This is a genomic window from Treponema sp. (assembly GCF_024696245.1).
Classification (GTDB): Bacteria; Spirochaetota; Spirochaetia; order Treponematales; family Treponemataceae; genus Treponema_D.
This window is the reverse complement of the sequence record NZ_JAILGZ010000024.1, coordinates 1-17,055: the sequence shown is the minus strand read 5'-3', so window position 1 is coordinate 17,055 and position 17,055 is coordinate 1. Positions and strand designations below refer to the sequence as shown.

13 protein-coding genes are annotated in these 17,055 nt (G+C 39.7%); 3 read left to right on the top strand and 10 right to left on the bottom strand.

All coding sequences use genetic code 11. The annotated features are described in order from the left end of the window. The first annotated feature begins 36 nt into the window (after positions 1 to 36). Positions 37 to 957: a homoserine O-acetyltransferase MetA gene (gene metA / locus K6D58_RS01665; RefSeq protein ID WP_296826905.1), complete on the top strand. Its 921-nt coding sequence runs from the start codon at positions 37 to 39 to the stop codon at positions 955 to 957. A gap of 93 nt (positions 958 to 1,050) precedes the next feature. Here the strand turns inward: metA and K6D58_RS01660 are convergent, their stop codons facing one another. From K6D58_RS01660 to K6D58_RS01650, 3 genes are all read right to left on the bottom strand, one after another. Continuing rightward, complete coding sequence (locus tag K6D58_RS01660) at positions 1,051 to 2,007, bottom strand: SAM-dependent methyltransferase (protein ID WP_296826903.1); 957 nt, start codon at positions 2,005 to 2,007, stop codon at positions 1,051 to 1,053. Then, positions 2,008 to 2,391: a PilZ domain-containing protein gene (locus K6D58_RS01655; protein ID WP_296826901.1), complete on the bottom strand. Its 384-nt coding sequence runs from the start codon at positions 2,389 to 2,391 to the stop codon at positions 2,008 to 2,010. A 196-nt stretch (positions 2,392 to 2,587) separates the two neighbouring features. Beyond that, entirely contained in the window at positions 2,588 to 3,298 is a 711-nt protein-coding gene (locus tag K6D58_RS01650) for a LamG domain-containing protein (RefSeq protein WP_296826899.1), read from the bottom strand. A gap of 165 nt (positions 3,299 to 3,463) precedes the next feature. Here K6D58_RS01650 and K6D58_RS01645 point away from each other — a divergent pair, with 165 nt between their 5' ends. Then, positions 3,464 to 4,819: an MATE family efflux transporter gene (locus K6D58_RS01645; protein WP_296826897.1), complete on the top strand. Its 1,356-nt coding sequence runs from the start codon at positions 3,464 to 3,466 to the stop codon at positions 4,817 to 4,819. Positions 4,820 to 4,891: 72 nt separating this feature from the next. After that, positions 4,892 to 7,438: a leucine--tRNA ligase gene (gene leuS / locus K6D58_RS01640; protein ID WP_486389744.1), complete on the top strand. Its 2,547-nt coding sequence runs from the start codon at positions 4,892 to 4,894 to the stop codon at positions 7,436 to 7,438. A 105-nt stretch (positions 7,439 to 7,543) separates the two neighbouring features. Here leuS and thyX read toward each other — a convergent pair whose 3' ends face one another. The 7 genes from thyX to K6D58_RS01605 form a co-directional block, all read right to left on the bottom strand. Continuing rightward, the gene (thyX, locus tag K6D58_RS01635; protein ID WP_296826893.1) at positions 7,544 to 8,251 is read right to left on the bottom strand and encodes an FAD-dependent thymidylate synthase; all 708 of its coding nucleotides are present in this window, start codon (positions 8,249 to 8,251) and stop codon (positions 7,544 to 7,546) included. A gap of 61 nt (positions 8,252 to 8,312) precedes the next feature. Continuing rightward, on the bottom strand, positions 8,313 to 9,803 hold the full coding sequence (locus K6D58_RS01630; protein ID WP_296826891.1) for a hypothetical protein: 1,491 nt from the start codon (positions 9,801 to 9,803) through the stop codon (positions 8,313 to 8,315). 384 nt (positions 9,804 to 10,187) lie between these two features. Continuing rightward, positions 10,188 to 10,802 carry a hypothetical protein gene (locus K6D58_RS01625; protein ID WP_296826890.1) on the bottom strand — a complete coding sequence of 205 codons (615 nt, stop codon included), beginning with the start codon at positions 10,800 to 10,802 and terminating at the stop codon, positions 10,188 to 10,190. A 20-nt stretch (positions 10,803 to 10,822) separates the two neighbouring features. Next, on the bottom strand, positions 10,823 to 11,737 hold the full coding sequence (locus tag K6D58_RS01620) for a glycoside hydrolase family 16 protein (protein ID WP_296826888.1): 915 nt from the start codon (positions 11,735 to 11,737) through the stop codon (positions 10,823 to 10,825). A gap of 64 nt (positions 11,738 to 11,801) precedes the next feature. Then, positions 11,802 to 14,954, bottom strand: a complete 3,153-nt coding sequence (locus K6D58_RS01615; protein ID WP_296826886.1) for a glycoside hydrolase family 2 TIM barrel-domain containing protein — start codon at positions 14,952 to 14,954, stop codon at positions 11,802 to 11,804. A 27-nt stretch (positions 14,955 to 14,981) separates the two neighbouring features. After that, positions 14,982 to 15,758 (bottom strand): sugar-binding protein, encoded by a 777-nt coding sequence (locus K6D58_RS01610; RefSeq protein ID WP_296826884.1) that lies wholly within the window; start codon positions 15,756 to 15,758, stop codon positions 14,982 to 14,984. 190 nt (positions 15,759 to 15,948) lie between these two features. Continuing rightward, the coding region (locus K6D58_RS01605; RefSeq protein ID WP_296826882.1) for a type 2 periplasmic-binding domain-containing protein at positions 15,949 to 17,055 on the bottom strand (1,107 nt) is incomplete at its 5' end.

The window sequence follows — 17,055 nt, the reverse complement described above, 5'->3', positions numbered from 1 at the left end:
ATAGCAAAGTAAGAGAATTTTTGCTATGCTTTAATCATGCCAATTAAGATAGATGCAGATTTACCGGCAAGGGAAATCCTTACTAAGGAAAATATTTTCGTAATGACGGAAGACCGGGCTAAACAGCAGCAGATCCGTCCTTTAAAAATAGCTATAGTTAATCTCATGCCTACCAAGGAAGTAACGGAAACCCAGCTTTTACGCATGCTTTCCAACACTCCTCTTCAGATAGACATCTCTCTTGTTCAGATGAAGGGTCACACTTCAAAAAACACGGCAAAAAATCACCTGGACAGATTTTATATTTCTTCAGACAAACTTCGTACAAAAAAGTTTGACGGAATGATTATTACAGGAGCCCCTGTAGAGCAGCTGCCCTTTGAAGAAGTTGACTACTGGAATGAGCTTTGCAAAATCATGGACTGGGCAAGAAAAAATGTTTTCTGTACCCTTTACATCTGCTGGGGTGCTATGGCCGGACTTTACCACCTTTACGGAATCAACAAGCATGAAGTAAAGGAAAAATTTTCCGGCATTTACAAATCCAGGCTTCTGACTCCAAAAGATCCTTTAATGAGGGGCTTTGATGATTACTTTCCTGTTCCAACTTCCCGCTACACCTATATCAGCAGTGAAGAAGTAAAAAAATGCAGGGACCTGGTCCTTTTAGCTGATTCAGAAAAAACAGGAGTTACAATAAGCAAGTCTAAGGACGGCCGTTCAATTTTTATGACAGGCCATCTTGAATATGACACTGACACCCTTGCAGGAGAATACAAAAGGGATTTAAAGAAGGGAATAAATCCTCATCTTCCTCAAAATTACTTTACAGATGACGATCCTTCAAAACCTGTTTATTCAACCTGGAGAAGTACAGCCCATCTTTTTTATTCAAACTGGCTTAACTACTACGTTTACCAGGAAACTCCTTACCGCCTTAAGGAAATCTCTGAATAAAAAAATTCACCTGCAAAAAAAAGCTGCCCTGCTTTTAAGTGAAGACGCTTCACAAAAAAGAGGACAGCTTTTTTTATTGAATCAATTATTATGCTATTTTTCTACGTGAATAAAGGTAAGCTCATGTTTATTGTAACCTAAGTGAACTACCTTACTGTCAGGAATGGCAGCAAACTGAGCAACTAAATCCCAGTCAATTTCGCCCTGCATTTTTATGGTACAAATCATCTTTTTTGTACGGCCGCTTTCAAGCCAGGTTTTAATCCAGGATAAAAGACGTTCAGGGTAACAGATAACATCACTAAAAACCCAGTCACAGTCCCCTATTTCTTCCGGAGTAAGGGTAAAGGCATCATGGGCTGCAAAAGTAACCTTAGGATTATTCATAAGGCTGTCTGCTAAAGGAGCCCTGTCTACGGCATAAACCTGGGAGCCCAGATTTACAAGAACATAGGTCCAGCCACCAGGACAGGCTCCTGCTTCAAAACAGCGGGATTTTTCAGAAGGAAGTTCAACATCAAAAAAGTAAGAAGCAAGACTAAGGCTTTCCTGAATTTTAAGGTAGGCCCTGCTTGGTGGATTTTCATGATCTTCATTAAAAATAAGACTGCCTGCAGGAAGGGGACTTGTGGTAGAAGCAGAAGCAATAAGTGTGTGTTCATCAATAAGGGTGTAAAGACCAATTGGAGAAGAAGGAATCTTTACCGGAAAATTTCTGTTCTTTAAATTTACATAGGGAAGTTTTTCCTGAATAAGCTGAGCCCTTCTAAAACAGGTGTACTGGTAAGGAGCCCAGGACCTTTGAATTTCCTTTAGGGCAGAAGCTGCATCTCCAATGGAATCAAACTTTAAGAGAAAAGGTTCCGTCATTACGCTTCTTGCAAAATATGGAACTTCATTAAAATCTTCTATATAAATAAGGTCTCCGTAATGTACAGCCTTGTTAAGGGAAGCAGAAAAACGCCTGGACAATTCAGAGAGAAGCATGGATTTTTTTTCCGGAAAAGCAAGAAGGGCCCTGCCTGTTAGTTTTGTAATCTGATATGACATTTAAATAAAATCTACGTTTGTAGTAATAAGAAGATTCCTCATCTGAGCCTGGCTGCTGGAATTCTTCATGTGATGAATATATTCATTTAAAAGAGGAGTATCTGGAGAACGAAGAATTCTGAAACCAATATAAGTCTCGTTGGATTCGTCTTTTTTCCACTGAGGATGTACTACTAATTCGAGCTGTTCCACAATACCTGTATGAGAAAGATTAATCTTAACGTTGTAATCCTTTTCCATATCAACAAGAGTATTTACTGGAAAATGCATTTTACAGCCGGAAGCACTTATGTCATCAAGCATTCCCGGATAGGCACATATACCATCTGCTGTTACACGGCCGACCTCATCAAAACGCTCGTCCGTTCTATGTTCCTTTTTCATAGTAATAAAATTATGAACTTTTATAGATTGACATGTCAAGCACTTATGACAAAAAGGAAAATTCTGTCATAAAAAATCCTTTCTTTAAAAAATTTAAGTCCACTAAAAAAATTAATTCAGGCAAAAAAAATACCCTGATTAAAAACTATATTAAAAGCTAAAATCAGGGCACCTTTTATAAAAATTTTACTATTTTTTATTTCTGATATCCAATTGAAGAAGTATCAACTATACCTGCTGCAAGAGAAGCAACTTCTTCTGCAGAAAATACTCTTGTTGCAATAAAGATATCGTCCATGCTTCCTTTAAACATAGGATCGTTCCAGTTGGATTTTCCTACATAAATACCTTTTACGCTGGCAAGAACTTTCTGTGGACTTACACCAATTGAAAGTTTCTGGGAAAGCTTTCCGTTTACATAGATAACTGCATTCTTTTCGCCAAAGGTTACTGTAACATTTGTCCATTCATTTACAGGAGGAAGGGGTGCAAGGGCACTGGCTCTTCCTGCTGCAAGACGAAGGGCTTTTGTTGCCTGATCATAGCCCAGCCATACGTCACAATCTGAACCGTTACCAAAGTCAAAGATACGTTCCCAGTAAGACCAGCTTTCAGCTTTAATGTTTACGGAAAAAGTAAGTCCCTCACCTTCAAGGATTTTTTTATCAAGCTCAAGGTAATCATCCTGTCCGTCAAAAACAAGGGCCTGACCATTTAAGCCTTCTCCTTTAACAGGGCTTCCCTTATATGTAAAGCCGGCTTCATTTTCTGAATCAAAGGTCAGATACAAAACAGCTGATTCTTCTGCATTAACAGCAAATTTTTTTGCTGAAGATTTTTTTGCAAAAACAGGAAGGCTTCCTGCAAGAAGAGCTGCACTTACAAGTACAATAGATTTTAATTTCATATAAACCACCTTTATTGTTCTCTTTTCTTCTATAATAAAACGCAGAAAAGGAAATGTAAATAAAAAAATCCCCCTGGCAGTTATGATATAAACAAGTCGTCAAACTGCAGGCTTTAACCTAAAGCCTTCCTTTAAACTTTTTAATTAATATGTTAGTAATTAGCTATGGTTAGTAGAAAAGAAATATTTGAAAGAGAATTTCTGGGTAAACTTTTTAAGCTTGCCCTTCCTATAGCATTCCAGAGCCTTATGCTTTCTGCAGTTGCTGCCTGTGATGCAATCATGCTTGGAAATGTTGAACAGGACATGATGTCCGCAGTTTCACTGGCAACACAGATTCAGTTTATACAGAACATGATTATTTTTTCTGTAACTGGAGCCGAGTCGATTTTAGGAGCCCAGTACTTTGGAAAAAAAGACCTTAAGTCCCTTAATGATATTTTTCTTATAAGCTTAAGGATAAATGTACTTGCCTGCCTGCTTTTCTTTGTGCTTTGTGAATTCTTTCCGGAAAACCTTATGTTCATTTTTACCGACAAAGAGGAGCTTATAAAAATAGGTGCCGGCTATCTTAAAATTGCAGCCTGGTCTTATCTTATTACTGGAGTATCCCAGTGCTACCTTACCATGATGAAGATTTCTGACAATGCAAAGGAAACTGCAGTTATCAGTGCCGGCACTGTTATTCTTAATATAGGCTTAAATGCAGTCTTTATCTTTGGTCTTTTTGGTTTTGAAAAAATGAATGTTAAGGGAGCTGCCCTGGCAACCCTTATTGCAAGAATCGTTGAACTAGTCTGGTGTCTTCTGTCTTCATTCAAAAAGAATTTTATCAGGCCTGATTTAAAAAAGATATTTAAATTCAATCCTCAGCTGGAAAAGGATTTTGTAAAGTACACCCTGCCCCTTTTAGGAGCTTCCCTTTTCTGGGGAACAGGCTTTACTTCCTATACAGCATTTATGGGACATTTGGGAAAGGATGCTGCAGCTGCAAACTCAGTAGCAAGTGTTGTCCGTGACCTTGTATGCTGCTTCTGCAACGGTCTTGCTTCAGGAGGTGGAATTCTTGTAGGAACCCAGCTGGGTGCCGGAAAACTTGATACAGGTAAATCTTACGGAGACAGGCTTCTTGTAATAGCCTTTGTCCTGGGCTTTATTTCTACCTTTATAATGCTGGGCCTTACTCCCCTTGTTCTGGATTTTGTAAAGCTTACACCACAAGCAAGAGAACTTTTAAAGGGAATGATGATTATTATGGCAGTCTATATGATTGGCCGTACGGTAAACTCCGTTCTTATAAACGGAATCTTTGACTGCGGTGGAGATACCATATTTGACGTTTACTCCCTGGCAGTCTGCATGTGGTGTATTGCAGTTCCCCTGGCAGCAGCCGGCACCTTCTTTTTTAACTGGCCTGTTCTTCTGGTTTATGCCTGCACCTGTCTTGATGAAGTGGGAAAAATTCCATGGGTACTTCACCACTACAGAAAATACAGGTGGGTTAAGGATCTGACCAGATAAGATAGCCCAAAGAATGACACGGCATTAAAAAAGTGATACTATATTCATCATATTTTTTTCAGGAGATGAATGATGTCATATCCATTCAAAAACATAGAGCCTAAATGGCAGAAATACTGGGATGAACACAAGACTTTTAAAACAAAGGAAGATGAAAGTGTTCCAAAAGACAAGAGACGCTACGTTCTGGACATGTTCCCTTACCCAAGTGGAGCAGGTCTTCATGTAGGACATCCTGAAGGTTATACAGCAACTGATATCTGGTGCCGCTACCTCCGCATGAAAGGTTATAATGTACTTCATCCAATGGGATACGACGCCTTTGGTCTTCCTGCAGAAAACTATGCCATTAAAACAGGAACCCATCCTTCAACAACAACAAACGCAAATATTGAACATTTTACCCAGCAGATTAAAGCCCTGGGATTCAGCTATGACTGGGACAGGGAAATCCGTACCTGTACTCCGGACTACTACAAATGGACTCAGTGGATTTTCCTTCAGCTTTATAAAAAGGGACTTGCCTACGAAGCAGAAACACCTATTAACTGGTGTCCAAGCTGTATGACAGGTCTTGCTAACGAAGAAGTTAAGGAAGGTCACTGTGACCGTTGTGGTGCTCAGGTTACCCACAAAACAATCCGCCAGTGGATTTTAAAAATTACAGCTTATGCAGAACGCCTTATTGAAGACCTTGATGATCTTGACTGGCCGGAAAGCGTAAAGCTTATGCAGAAAAACTGGATTGGTAAATCAGAAGGTGCAGAAGTAAACTTTACTGTTGCTGATAAAGACGGAAAGGCTACAGACACAACCCTTACAGTATACACAACAAGATGTGATACCCTCTTTGGTGCAACATACATGGTTGTTTCTCCTGAACATCCTATGATTGACAAACTTACAACTGCTGAACAGGCAGATGCAGTTAAAGCTTACCGCGAACAGGCAGCTAAAAAATCTGACCTTGAACGTACAGACCTGGCAAAAGACAAGACTGGTGTTTTCTCAGGAAGCTATGCAATTAATCCTGTAAACGGAAAACTTATTCCTATCTGGGTTGCAGACTACGTTCTTATTTCTTACGGTACAGGTGCCATTATGGCCGTTCCTGCCCACGATACCCGTGACTGGGAATTTGCAAAGAAATTCAATCTTCCAATTATTGAAGTATTAAAATCAGAAGTTGATGTTCAGACTCAGGCCTGGACAGAAGACGGAATCCATGTTAATTCAGAATTCCTTGACGGCCTTAACAAAAAGGACGCCATTGCAAAGATGCTCGAATTCCTTGCAGAAAAGGGAATCGGTAAAAAGGCTGTAAACTATAAACTCCGTGACTGGGTATTCAGCCGCCAGCGTTACTGGGGTGAACCAATTCCTCTGGTACACTGCCCTGACTGCGGAACAGTTGCCGTACCGGAAGAAGAACTTCCTCTTGAACTCCCTGCAGTAAAAACCTACCAGCCTACAGGAACAGGTGAATCACCTCTTGCTGGAATTGACTCATGGGTAAACTGCAAATGTCCTAAATGCGGAAAGCCTGCAAAGCGGGAAACAAACACAATGCCTCAGTGGGCAGGAAGCTGCTGGTACTACCTGCGCTATATTGATCCTACAAACGAAAAATCTTTCTGTGACAAGGCAAAGGAATCTTACTGGATGCCTGTAGACCTTTACGTTGGTGGTGCAGAACATGCAGTACTCCACCTTCTTTATGCAAGATTCTGGCACAAGGTTCTTTATGATCTTGGTGTAGTTTCTACAAAAGAACCATTCCAGCGCCTTATTAACCAGGGTATGATTACTTCTTTTGCATTCCAGAGAAAGTCAAAGTCACTGGTTGCAGTAGATGCTGTAGAAGAAAAAGACGGTAAATACTATGCAAAGGACGACGGAGAAGAACTTGAACGTGTAATTGCAAAAATGTCCAAGTCCCTTAAGAACGTTGTTAACCCTGACGAAATGATTGACAGCTATGGTGCAGACAGTGTGCGCATGTACGAAATGTTCATGGGACCTCTCACAGTTTCAAAGCCATGGAACACTCAGGGTCTTATTGGTATTAACCGCTTCCTTGATAAGGTATGGTCAATTTCTGAAAAAGAAATGTCAGATATTGATATTACAGGAAAACTCGAAGACAAGGCTCTTGTTTCCCTCCGCAAGACTTATGCAAAAACAGTAGCAAAAGTTACTAAGGATACAGAAAACCTTGACTTTAATACTGCCATCAGTCAGATGATGATCTTTATTAATGAATGTTCAAAACTTGACTCTGTACCTAAGGCTATGTGGGAAGGCTTTGTTCTTATGCTCAGCCCTTATGCTCCTCACCTTGGTGAAGAACTCTGGGAAAAACTTGGTCATAAGGAATCAAATGCTTACGAAAAGTGGCCTGAGTTCAGCGAAGAATTCTGCAAGGAAGACACAAAGGAATTCCCTGTAATGATTAACGGAAAGCTTCGTGATAAGTTTGAAGCAGCTCCCGGCACTGATGAAGAAACCCTTAAGAAGATGGCTTTTGAAACAGAAGGCTTTAAAAAGTTTACAGAAGGAAAAACAGTTGCCAAGGTAATTGTTGTAAAAGACAAGCTTGTTAACATCGTAGCAAAATAAGTGAATTAAATTAAAACAATTCACACAAAAAAAAGGCAGAATGGAAAGCTTCTTTAATTTGAAGTTTACTCCACTCTGCCTTATTTTTTTATAACCGAAAAAAAATTATTTTGATTTAAGGGCCTGATATTCTTCTTTAGAAATAATTACTACCTCAGATCTTTTTGGTTTACGGCCGCAGCATTTTTCTTCAATACAGAAACCTGCAGCTTCACACTTTGGTAAGAAATAGTTTTCTGCAATGTACTTCCATTCTTCAGAATAATCAGAAAGTACCTTTTTAATTTCTGAAGAAAGGGCACGGATTTCTTTGTAGGCTCTGGTGCAGAGTCTCATTTCCATAAAGTGAATGAGGGCACGGAGATTTATTTTAAGAACGATTTTTGTATCCATTCCAAGGGGAAGAAGATTTGCTGCATCTTCTTTAGAAACACCGCTGTCTAATAAAGCGCTGTAGCTTTTTGCAATAGCATCCATACAGCCATCATATTCTTTTTTCTGTTCATCACTGGCAACTGTAGAAGGAGTGTAATACTTAAAGTCTTCCATGTTTACGTAGCGGGTGCTTTCCTGAAGACGGGTTGTTCCGATTATATGGGTATAAAGTTCACGAATACATCTTGCTGAATAACCTGAAATTACAAGTTCTGCATCTGCATATTCCATTACGCGGCCGTGACCGGAAGAAATACAGCTGATTGCACGTTTACGGTTTTTTTCCGGATTATCTACGGGACTGTTCCAGCAGATGCCTGCTACCATTCCAATATGCTCTAAAGGATTTTTTTCTGTAATGCTTAGAATCTCTACCATTAGGACAGTATACCGCAAAGACTCATTTGTGTCATTTGTCCCTGCGGCATATTTTAACTAATTAAAATTTTGGTTTTGCACCTGCAGGCGGTTTACCAGGCCTTCCCTGCTTTTGAGTTTTTACAGGAGTCACTTCTTCCCAGGTCATTTCTATTCCGATAATTTTTCCACCATCGGCAAGATTAATAACCTTGTTGCCTAAAGCCTTGTTCTCTTCTGCATTCTTATTGTAAAAGAGGGTATAACCATTGGACTTAATGTTTGCAAAAGATGAATCTCCGTCTGAGAGAATATTTACATAGGAATTTGCTGTTAATTCAACAGTGGCATCCTTAGAAATATTCAAGTTAACAGGACCGGATTTTTCTTCGTTAATTGAACCCTTAAAGCTTGTGCCATTTTTAAGATTCATTGTTATCTTACTGATTGAATCTGTAATTACCTTTCCGGCAAGCTGCTGATTTTGAGCATTAAACTCAAGAGTTCCGCCGTTAGCTCCCTGTTTTCCCCAGCCTCTTGATGAATAATTCTGAGTAACCTGAAGAAGAATACCGGAAGAATTTACAAGCTCAGTATTGGAAAGATTTATTTTTGCATCAGTATTTGTTACGTAAAAGAAAGCTCCGTCAGAATTGCTGATAAGTCTTGAATTGCTGGCACTGAATACTGAAGTACCCCTGTTTGCATCACCACTCATACTCTGGTAAAGCATTATGCCGCAGCCAGTATCCCTTCTTGAATCAGTACCCCCTGAAATCTCTGAATCAGTAATGGATATGGAATTTTTTCCTTCGATAACTGCAATTTCTGAACCTGTAGCACTGCCTGTAATATTTGCAACACGAATATTACCTGTTGAATAAATTACAGGAGAACCCTGGCCTGCTGTTGAAGCCTTACCTGAATCTACAATAATGTTGCCTTCTCCCCTGTCTGTTGCAAAAGCTGCACAGTGAGCACCCTTAGTAGTAATGTCTACATTTTTTGCTTCTACTGTTCCACCGTAAGTTGCATCAAGACCTCTGGAAGAATCTTCATCTGTCTGAATTTTAATTCCGTCTATTGTTATACGGGAACCTTCTCCTGTTGCAAAAACCGCATTTGAACCTTCTGCAATTGTACGGATTGTAACATTGTTTAATTGAAGATTTGCTCCGCTTTTTGCTACAACTGCTGCATTAAGTCCATAGAAGTTACTCTGTCCAACCTTGGAAGTATCTCCCTTTTTTTTATTTAAAGTTGAATCCGACAGAGATGCCTTAATCCCATCTTCTGCAAGAAGAACACTCTGATCCTGACTTTTTGATGTGAACTTAACTCCGGTAAAAGAATCTCCATCTTCCAGAACTTTTACTGCCTTAAGGTCAGGTTCCTTTTCGTCAGCCACTGTTCCAAAACCGTCTCCCCCCTTACCATTACCTGGTTCAAAATCACCATCCATATCAAAAGCTCCTGGAGGTGGAGGAGGAAAATCATCTTCAGAAAAATCCTGACCGCTTGCAAGGGAAAGAGCAAGGGTTGATGTTAAGATAAATGTTAATATTCTTTTCATTTATAACTCCTGTAATGCTTTTTTTCAGACTTATAGGATTGTCCCCGCCTGATAAATCCATCTTAGGAGGCAAATTTAAATGTAGGCTTAAAAAATATGATAAATAATTGTAATAAGAATAAACTTTTTGTTATCAGGGCAAAAAAAAGACTACCCTCTAATGTGACCGTTCATTAAAAGGCAGCCAAAGGATTTAGTTTATGATTTATACAAATCATAGCAGTGTTACAAGGTTTTCCTTAAGGAGCCTAAGTGAAAACCTTTTCATTATAATTCTAACACACTTTTTTAAAAATGCAAAAAAAAAAGACAAGTTTTCATAAAATTTTCTTCCATGAAAACCTGTCTACAGGATTTAATTTATGACTATTTACTAATCATATCTCAGTCATTGACACCAGGAACGATTTCGTTGCCTGAGGCGTCGTAGAAGGCGATGTTCTTTATGTAAACAACTGTACCAGAAGAATTTGAACCGCCGATTGCAAATACACCATAATCATGGTCTGATACTGCATTTGTTCCGTCAGAAATATTAAATGTATATTCATCCCATTCTGTAGTAATGCTGAAAGTTTTACCGACTTTAGCACCTGCAGTTGAATCAGAAGCACTTGTAGAAACCCAGATACTTCCAGCTTCTGAAATCATGGCTTCAAAAGTAATTGTTGCCACATTAGACATATCATAAGTTACAACACCAGCATCTGTCGGTCCAACAGAACCCTTATTAACAAAGGCCCCTCCCCACCAGCCTACAGAACCAACTGTAAAAAGTTCAGCTTCTGAAGTCTGAGTAGCGGTAAAAGTATCTACCCAAATCTGAAGGTCACAGCCTTCAAAACTTTTAAAAGGAACGGCACCACCTCCGGAGCCTGCATTATCGATATAACTCTTAACATTACTTCCATCATCTACGATTGCATCATTGCAGGCCGTAAATCCAAAGGCAGAAAGAACAAATACTGCCGCAGCAAAAGCTTTACAAATCTTTTTCATAATCTTCCCCCTGTCTTAAATTATTTAGCCTTGTATACGCGAACATAGTCGATATCATATTCAGCTCTTCTCATGTCAGAGTTAATGCTGCCGCCTAAAGTTCCGCCCATGGCAAGGTTAAGAATGATATAGAAGTTCTGGTCATAAGGCCACTTAGCCCAGTTGTTACCTGTATTGGCATAAATTGTACCAAGGGACTGTCCGTCATAGTAAGCTTCTACAGTTCCGCTGGTCCACAAAAGTCCGTAGGTATGCCATTCATAAGGATTGTCAAAAGTTTTATCACCAAGAGATGAGTAACTGTCTGTCGCATCTGTTTTTGATGTTGCATGATGAATTGTAGAATAAGTTTTTTCTCCACTTGTAGATGGAGAATATTCCATAATGTCTAATTCACCTGAGCGTGGCCATACACCGTATACACCACCATCTGTTGATTCACCTTCATCGTCATAAACATTTTCAGGCATCATCCAGAAAGCAGGCCATACACCCTTATTTTCAATTACGTTACTTCCAGATGAAGAATCATAAGCTACAGGCATTTTAATGCGGGCTTCTACATAACCATACTTAAAGTTAAAGTTAGTAGCTGTATCAATTCTTGAGCTGACCCAGGTTGAACCATTGGAAGAAGTTGCTGTAAGGCGGAGAACACTTCCGTCTGTTGCTTCATCATCTTCTACAATAGTTGCATGTCCTGCTGCATAAGACTGAACTTCATTGTTTACTTTTCCAGAAGCCCATACCTGTTCATTCCAGGTGTCAGTATCAAGTGAACTTCCATCAAACTCATCACACCAGTAAAGTTCATATTCACTAAGATCTAATTTTTCATCGTCATCAGGCAAAAAACAGCATGAAGTAATTACTGCACTGGATGCAAGAATTGCTGCGGCTGTTGCTGCCAGAACTTTATATTTTAATTTAATCATTTCTTCCTCCATTTAACCCCTAAGACAAGCCGGCAATATAATCCGGCCTGCCTTCATATTTTAATTACAGACCGATGCTGAAATAAGTTGTTACTTCCATATACATTGCTCCGTCAACAGAAGCACCGTAAGGAAGGGCACCGTATGCATCAGAAGAATCTTCACCAAAGTTCTTTCCAACAATCTTAAGACCAATACGGTTTGCACTGTCAAGGAATGATGGATTTGTTCCGAATGCATAAGCCAGGTCAAGTGTGTACTGAAGTGGGAATGTCATGTTAAAGTCACGCCACCAGCTTTCGGTACCCCATCCGTTTACAGTACAGTCAAGGCTTCCAATAAAGTGCTTGTAACGTGCAGCAATTCCACCGCTTACGAATGTACAGAACTCATCACTACCTGCATCTTCCCATGCACCAGTAGAAGCAGAAAGGCGTCCAACGTTTGCATTGATAATTGCCCTTAAGCCTGGAACCTGTGGTGGATTAAGTACCCATCTTGTTCCAACCTGGAAGAGGTTATTCTGAAGATCAAGAGCACCGCCGTCATACCATTCATAGTCTGTAACTGTAGTTCCGTCGTTGCGGTTAACAGTTGTCTTTGAATCACTCTTATAACAGAGGTTATCTGTCTTACCTGCATAAAGCTGATAAAGACCTGTTACACTGAATGCCCATGGAGCACCTTCAATATCTTCGCTGTTCCATTCGTGGAACCATGTACCACCTTCAGGATCATAAGTAAATACTGCTTCTACTTCTACGGCCTGACGGTTTCCAAGACCTACAACAAATGGAGAACCACTTACAAGGGAACGTCCCATTGGCTTTTCAAGTGGAGTGCGGGCACGTACAACAGGTTTAAATACCATGTCTCCATAAGTAAGTTCTGCACCAAGCTGAACTTCAAAACGGTTACCGCTTCCTGAATCAGCTGTAAAGAAACTTCCTCTTGCAATAGCAGCATTTGTATCAGCTACAACACCACGATAGATTGCCTTTGTAAAGATGTAGCTGTGCTGGAACATATTTGTACCAAGTTCAATCTGAGCACCAAGAGTATCAAGGAAGTCAACCTGATCGATTTCTTTGTCACCATTAATATAGTAAGCACCGATTTTTTCTGAACCTGCAGTAAGCACTCCTGCCTTAAGCTGGAACCAAGGCATGATGTAAGTTTCTCCATAAACAGATGCCTTGTAGCCTCCGCCATATCCGTTATAAGGATCGATAAGAACATTTTCACTTGAAGCAAATTCTGCAGCTGCAGTTGCATTAAATACGATACCATCAAGAGGTCCTACAGAAGGAATCCACTTAAAGTAATTTGCCTGAACCTGTGGACATGCACCACCGACAATTTCCGGACCACCAATAACTTCAAGACCTTCAAGAAGTCCATGACCAATAAATTCAAGAGCGATTGGAGCCTTTGAACCGTAAGTATCGTAACCGATAATATCAAAGCCTTCTGCAGAAATACAGAAAGGATCTCCCTTACCTTCAAAACCTGCATGACCAACATGGTAATAACCATTAAGGTCAAACATATCATTTGTATAGTTAAAGCTTGCAGAGTAAACATCTACATACTGAATCTGATCTTCGTCACTGGAATTGTTTCCGTAAAGATTTCCTGTGTCTTCATAATAAGAAGCCCAGTGATCAGCGATTCTTGTATAAGGTTCACCAGTTACTGCCTTAATAACAGCTTCTCCTTCAAGATTTTCAAAAGGTCTTACTGTTACACCAAGAGTTGCTTCTGCTGTAACTGTTGGTTCATTGATTTCACCTTCAGCATTCTTATAGCGGAAGTCACTTGCCCAGTTACGGGTTCCGTCCTTAATGTCATCAATAAGGGCGTTAAGATAAACTGGAGTTGTAGCATTTACAGTAGCTGTAAGCTGACTTATTTCTACTTTTTTGTTTTCGTTAAGAGTCTGCTTGATTGATTTTTCATTTCCCCTTGCAATGTATTCTGCATCATTAAGGGAAGCAAACTTACGGGCAACTTCCTGGCTTGAAGAGTTGTAAAGTGACATAGACCATACATCCTTAAGCATGTAATAAGCTGCACGTGGAATACGAACGTTAATGCCGTTTTCTTTAAGAGGGCTCTGACCGCAAATACCAAACCACTCTTCCGACATATTGTTTACACCTTCGCGATAGTCAATGTCATAACCTGCATTAGCCCATGATGCGTCGTCATGAAGATCAAGATTTTTTGTCTGATAGCGCTTCCACCATTCATCCATCCATTCAAATACGTAACCACCAAGAATATTCTGGCACTTACCCTTTCCGTATGACTGTTCATAGATTTCCTGCCACTGGCTCTTCATATATGTAAGCTGGGCAGTCTGATCTTCCTGATGAAGGATATCGTTATAAGCATCAGCACCAAATTCTGTAAATACAATAGGCTTGTTAAGAACATCTGCTACGTTTTCATAAAGACTGTCGTATGCCTTGTATCCGCGGTATACGTTTACACCAAGAATATCAAGGGAAGGACAAAGTTTTGCAATGAGTTCAAGGTTTCCTACGTCACCGTTTACAATGCCAATAGGACGATTAGGATCTACATCCTTACATACAGCCATTGCCTGTTCAAGAAGGTCATAAAGATATGCAGCCTTTACAACATTCTGATCACCAACAGGAAGATCTTCAATTTCTGTAGAAGACCATACAAGACCGTAGTTTGATTCATTACCAAACATGTACATGATTACACCCTTGCAGTCTTTGTATGCAAGAGCTGTCTGACGGGCCTGCTCAATAAGAGTCTGACGTGTATAAAAATCAGAGTAATCTGTCTGAGCATACCAGGTACCGTTTACACTGACACCGTAACGGCCAAGAAGGTCGTTAATCATAGTGTAAATACCGTATTTAGTATAAATGTATTCTACCCACTTTGGAGGAATTGTAGTAAAACAGCGGATAGTATTTACACCCATTGCCTTAAGCATAGGCATATCAGTATCAATCATTTTCTGAATGAATGCATCATCCTGAGCAAAAAGATTATAGCTGAAGCTTTCTCCGATTGGAGTAAAGGACCATACTATACCTTTAATTTCTACAGCAGTTTTACCGTCATAGATTTTCCATCCCCCGGCATCCTGCCTTACTGTAATTTTTTCCGCAGAAACAGCTGTTGCAAAGGAAAGTAAAGCAGCTGCAAATATAGCAAGTTTCTTTTTTAACATCTCTTATTCTCCTTAATAATTTTCAGCTTATGGAAGGGCTATAACTTTACCGTCACCCCATGAAGAAGGATCTGAATAGGTGTTGTCATTAGGGCTGTTCCAGTGAAGAAGGCCTGTTCTTTCTTTTCCGTCATCAGCATCATTTACCTGGAAGTCTGCACGAACTTTCTGCTTAAGCTTAAGTTCCTTTGATCCAAGAAGACTGAGAGGAACCTTTACTTCTACCTTGTATCCCTTTGAATTAAAAACAACTGCTGCTTCTATATCACTTGATTCAATTGGAGCATCGTTAAGACCAATTGCTACATCAAAAATATCACTCTTGCTTCTTGGAACAATTCTTACTCTTGAATCATTTTCCTTAAATGCAGTGTGTTTGCTTGTATCAGTTCCAAAGAAGAATTCAATACCGTCTCCACGCCATGCCTGTGGAACTTCATATTCATTTACACGGGCATCATTGTCAGTAACATCTGCGTAAATATAAAGATTGCTTCCATCAGTTCTGGCTACAAAGAAACCGTCTGCATTATCAGGATTAAATCTTCCACCATATACCTGCTGTCTTGAGTGAACTCCTTCCAAACCTTTCCACTCAGAAAAGTTACCATCAATAACAGGAACAAGCTCCTCTGAATAGTAAAAATATGAAAGTGCTTCTTTCTCTACTTTTACACTCTGGCCATTGAGTTCAGCCTTGATTTTTTCTGGAAGTTCCACAGTTTTCTTTGCATGTATTGTCAGACATGATGTAAGAGAAAACAAAGCAAAACATGAAACTGCTGCTGTTAAAAGTTTTTTCATTTTTCCCCCGGATAATTTTTCTTACTGTAATTCTCTACTCCCTCCCCTCTGTCAGCAAGTGGGCTGGTTTTCGGGATTAGAGTATTTTTTTTAGTCCAATAAAAAATTTAAAAATTAAAAGACAAAAAAAAGCGGCACAAACTTTAAGATGCTAAAGTCACAGGTGCCGCTTCTCATTAATTATTTTTTATTAACGAAGCTTGAGTTTATTTTCCTTCATAAGCTTTGTCTGAAGAGCCTTAACTTTATCAATTCCCTTGCTGCGTTTATAAACATTAAACTCTGCAACAATAGAATCAAACTCTTCATCAGTTTCTGCCTGAATAAGTTCAGGAAGTACCTTACCCCACCTACGCTGAATGTCTGCATAAATCAAGTCTTCATCAGAACCACTTGGAATTGTAAGACCATCATATACTGCATAAGAGTGAACATAAGGAATTGTCCAGAGCTGTGGCTGTCCTAAAGAAGGAGCATATTCAACAGGCCACTGTGTCTGCCATGCTGTATCCATAAGCATCCAGTAAGTGTACTGAACACCGATTTCTGTTTCCTGCTGATTTTTATTGTTTGAATCAAGAGCCCTGATTTCTGGGTAAAGTTCAGGAATACCTGCCTCGTTGTAATCCCAGGTCTCGCCCTTAATACCAAAGTTAGTATCCATCTGTCCTTCTTCACTTATAAGGTAAGTAAGGAACTGAATTGCCTTACCCTTATCCTTACACTTTTTAGAAATCAATGTGATTGTCCATCCAGAGATTCCACCACCTGCAAGAACAGGATCATCACCCTTACTGTTTTTAGGACCAGGAACAGCAATATAAATTGAATCAGGGTCCCTTGCATAAAGGGTATTCTGTGCTGTCTGCATATCCCAGTTCTGATAGAGCATACAGAAGTAACGGCCGTTTGAAGCCTTTTCTTCTATCTGTGATCTCTTGTCAATAAACATTTCTTTAGTAAGAAGTTTTTCCTGATATGCAATGCGCAATACTTTAAGCCATCTCAGGTATTCTTCATTTTCTGTAAGACCAAGATTTACATCTACAAATTCTCCATCTACTTCAGGATCAATTGCAAGGAAGTGAGAAAGAGCTGCCTGAAGCTGGGAACATCCTGTGTCAGTAAATTCTGTAGTACCAAAAGGAATAAGGGCCTGACCGTTTACATTAGGGAACATTTTCTTTGCATTGCGGAGGGCCTTAAGGAATCCTTCAGGAGTTGTCATGTCAGGTCTGCCAAGAGTTTCGTACAAATCTTTTCTTACAAGGAAAGTTTCATTGGATGTAAGCTTACC

Coding starts and splice junctions, on each gene's coding strand:
- K6D58_RS01625 (WP_296826890.1), bottom strand. CDS start 10,802: ATGAAAAAGATTTGTAAAGCTTTTGCTGCGGCAGTATTTGTTCTTTCT.
- K6D58_RS01610 (WP_296826884.1), bottom strand. CDS start 15,758: ATGAAAAAACTTTTAACAGCAGCAGTTTCATGTTTTGCTTTGTTTTCT.
- metA (WP_296826905.1), top strand. CDS start 37: ATGCCAATTAAGATAGATGCAGATTTACCGGCAAGGGAAATCCTTACT.
- K6D58_RS01645 (WP_296826897.1), top strand. CDS start 3,464: ATGGTTAGTAGAAAAGAAATATTTGAAAGAGAATTTCTGGGTAAACTT.
- K6D58_RS01660 (WP_296826903.1), bottom strand. CDS start 2,007: ATGTCATATCAGATTACAAAACTAACAGGCAGGGCCCTTCTTGCTTTT.
- thyX (WP_296826893.1), bottom strand. CDS start 8,251: ATGGTAGAGATTCTAAGCATTACAGAAAAAAATCCTTTAGAGCATATT.
- leuS (WP_486389744.1), top strand. CDS start 4,892: ATGTCATATCCATTCAAAAACATAGAGCCTAAATGGCAGAAATACTGG.
- K6D58_RS01650 (WP_296826899.1), bottom strand. CDS start 3,298: ATGAAATTAAAATCTATTGTACTTGTAAGTGCAGCTCTTCTTGCAGGA.
- K6D58_RS01655 (WP_296826901.1), bottom strand. CDS start 2,391: ATGAAAAAGGAACATAGAACGGACGAGCGTTTTGATGAGGTCGGCCGT.
- K6D58_RS01615 (WP_296826886.1), bottom strand. CDS start 14,954: ATGTTAAAAAAGAAACTTGCTATATTTGCAGCTGCTTTACTTTCCTTT.
- K6D58_RS01630 (WP_296826891.1), bottom strand. CDS start 9,803: ATGAAAAGAATATTAACATTTATCTTAACATCAACCCTTGCTCTTTCC.
- K6D58_RS01620 (WP_296826888.1), bottom strand. CDS start 11,737: ATGATTAAATTAAAATATAAAGTTCTGGCAGCAACAGCCGCAGCAATT.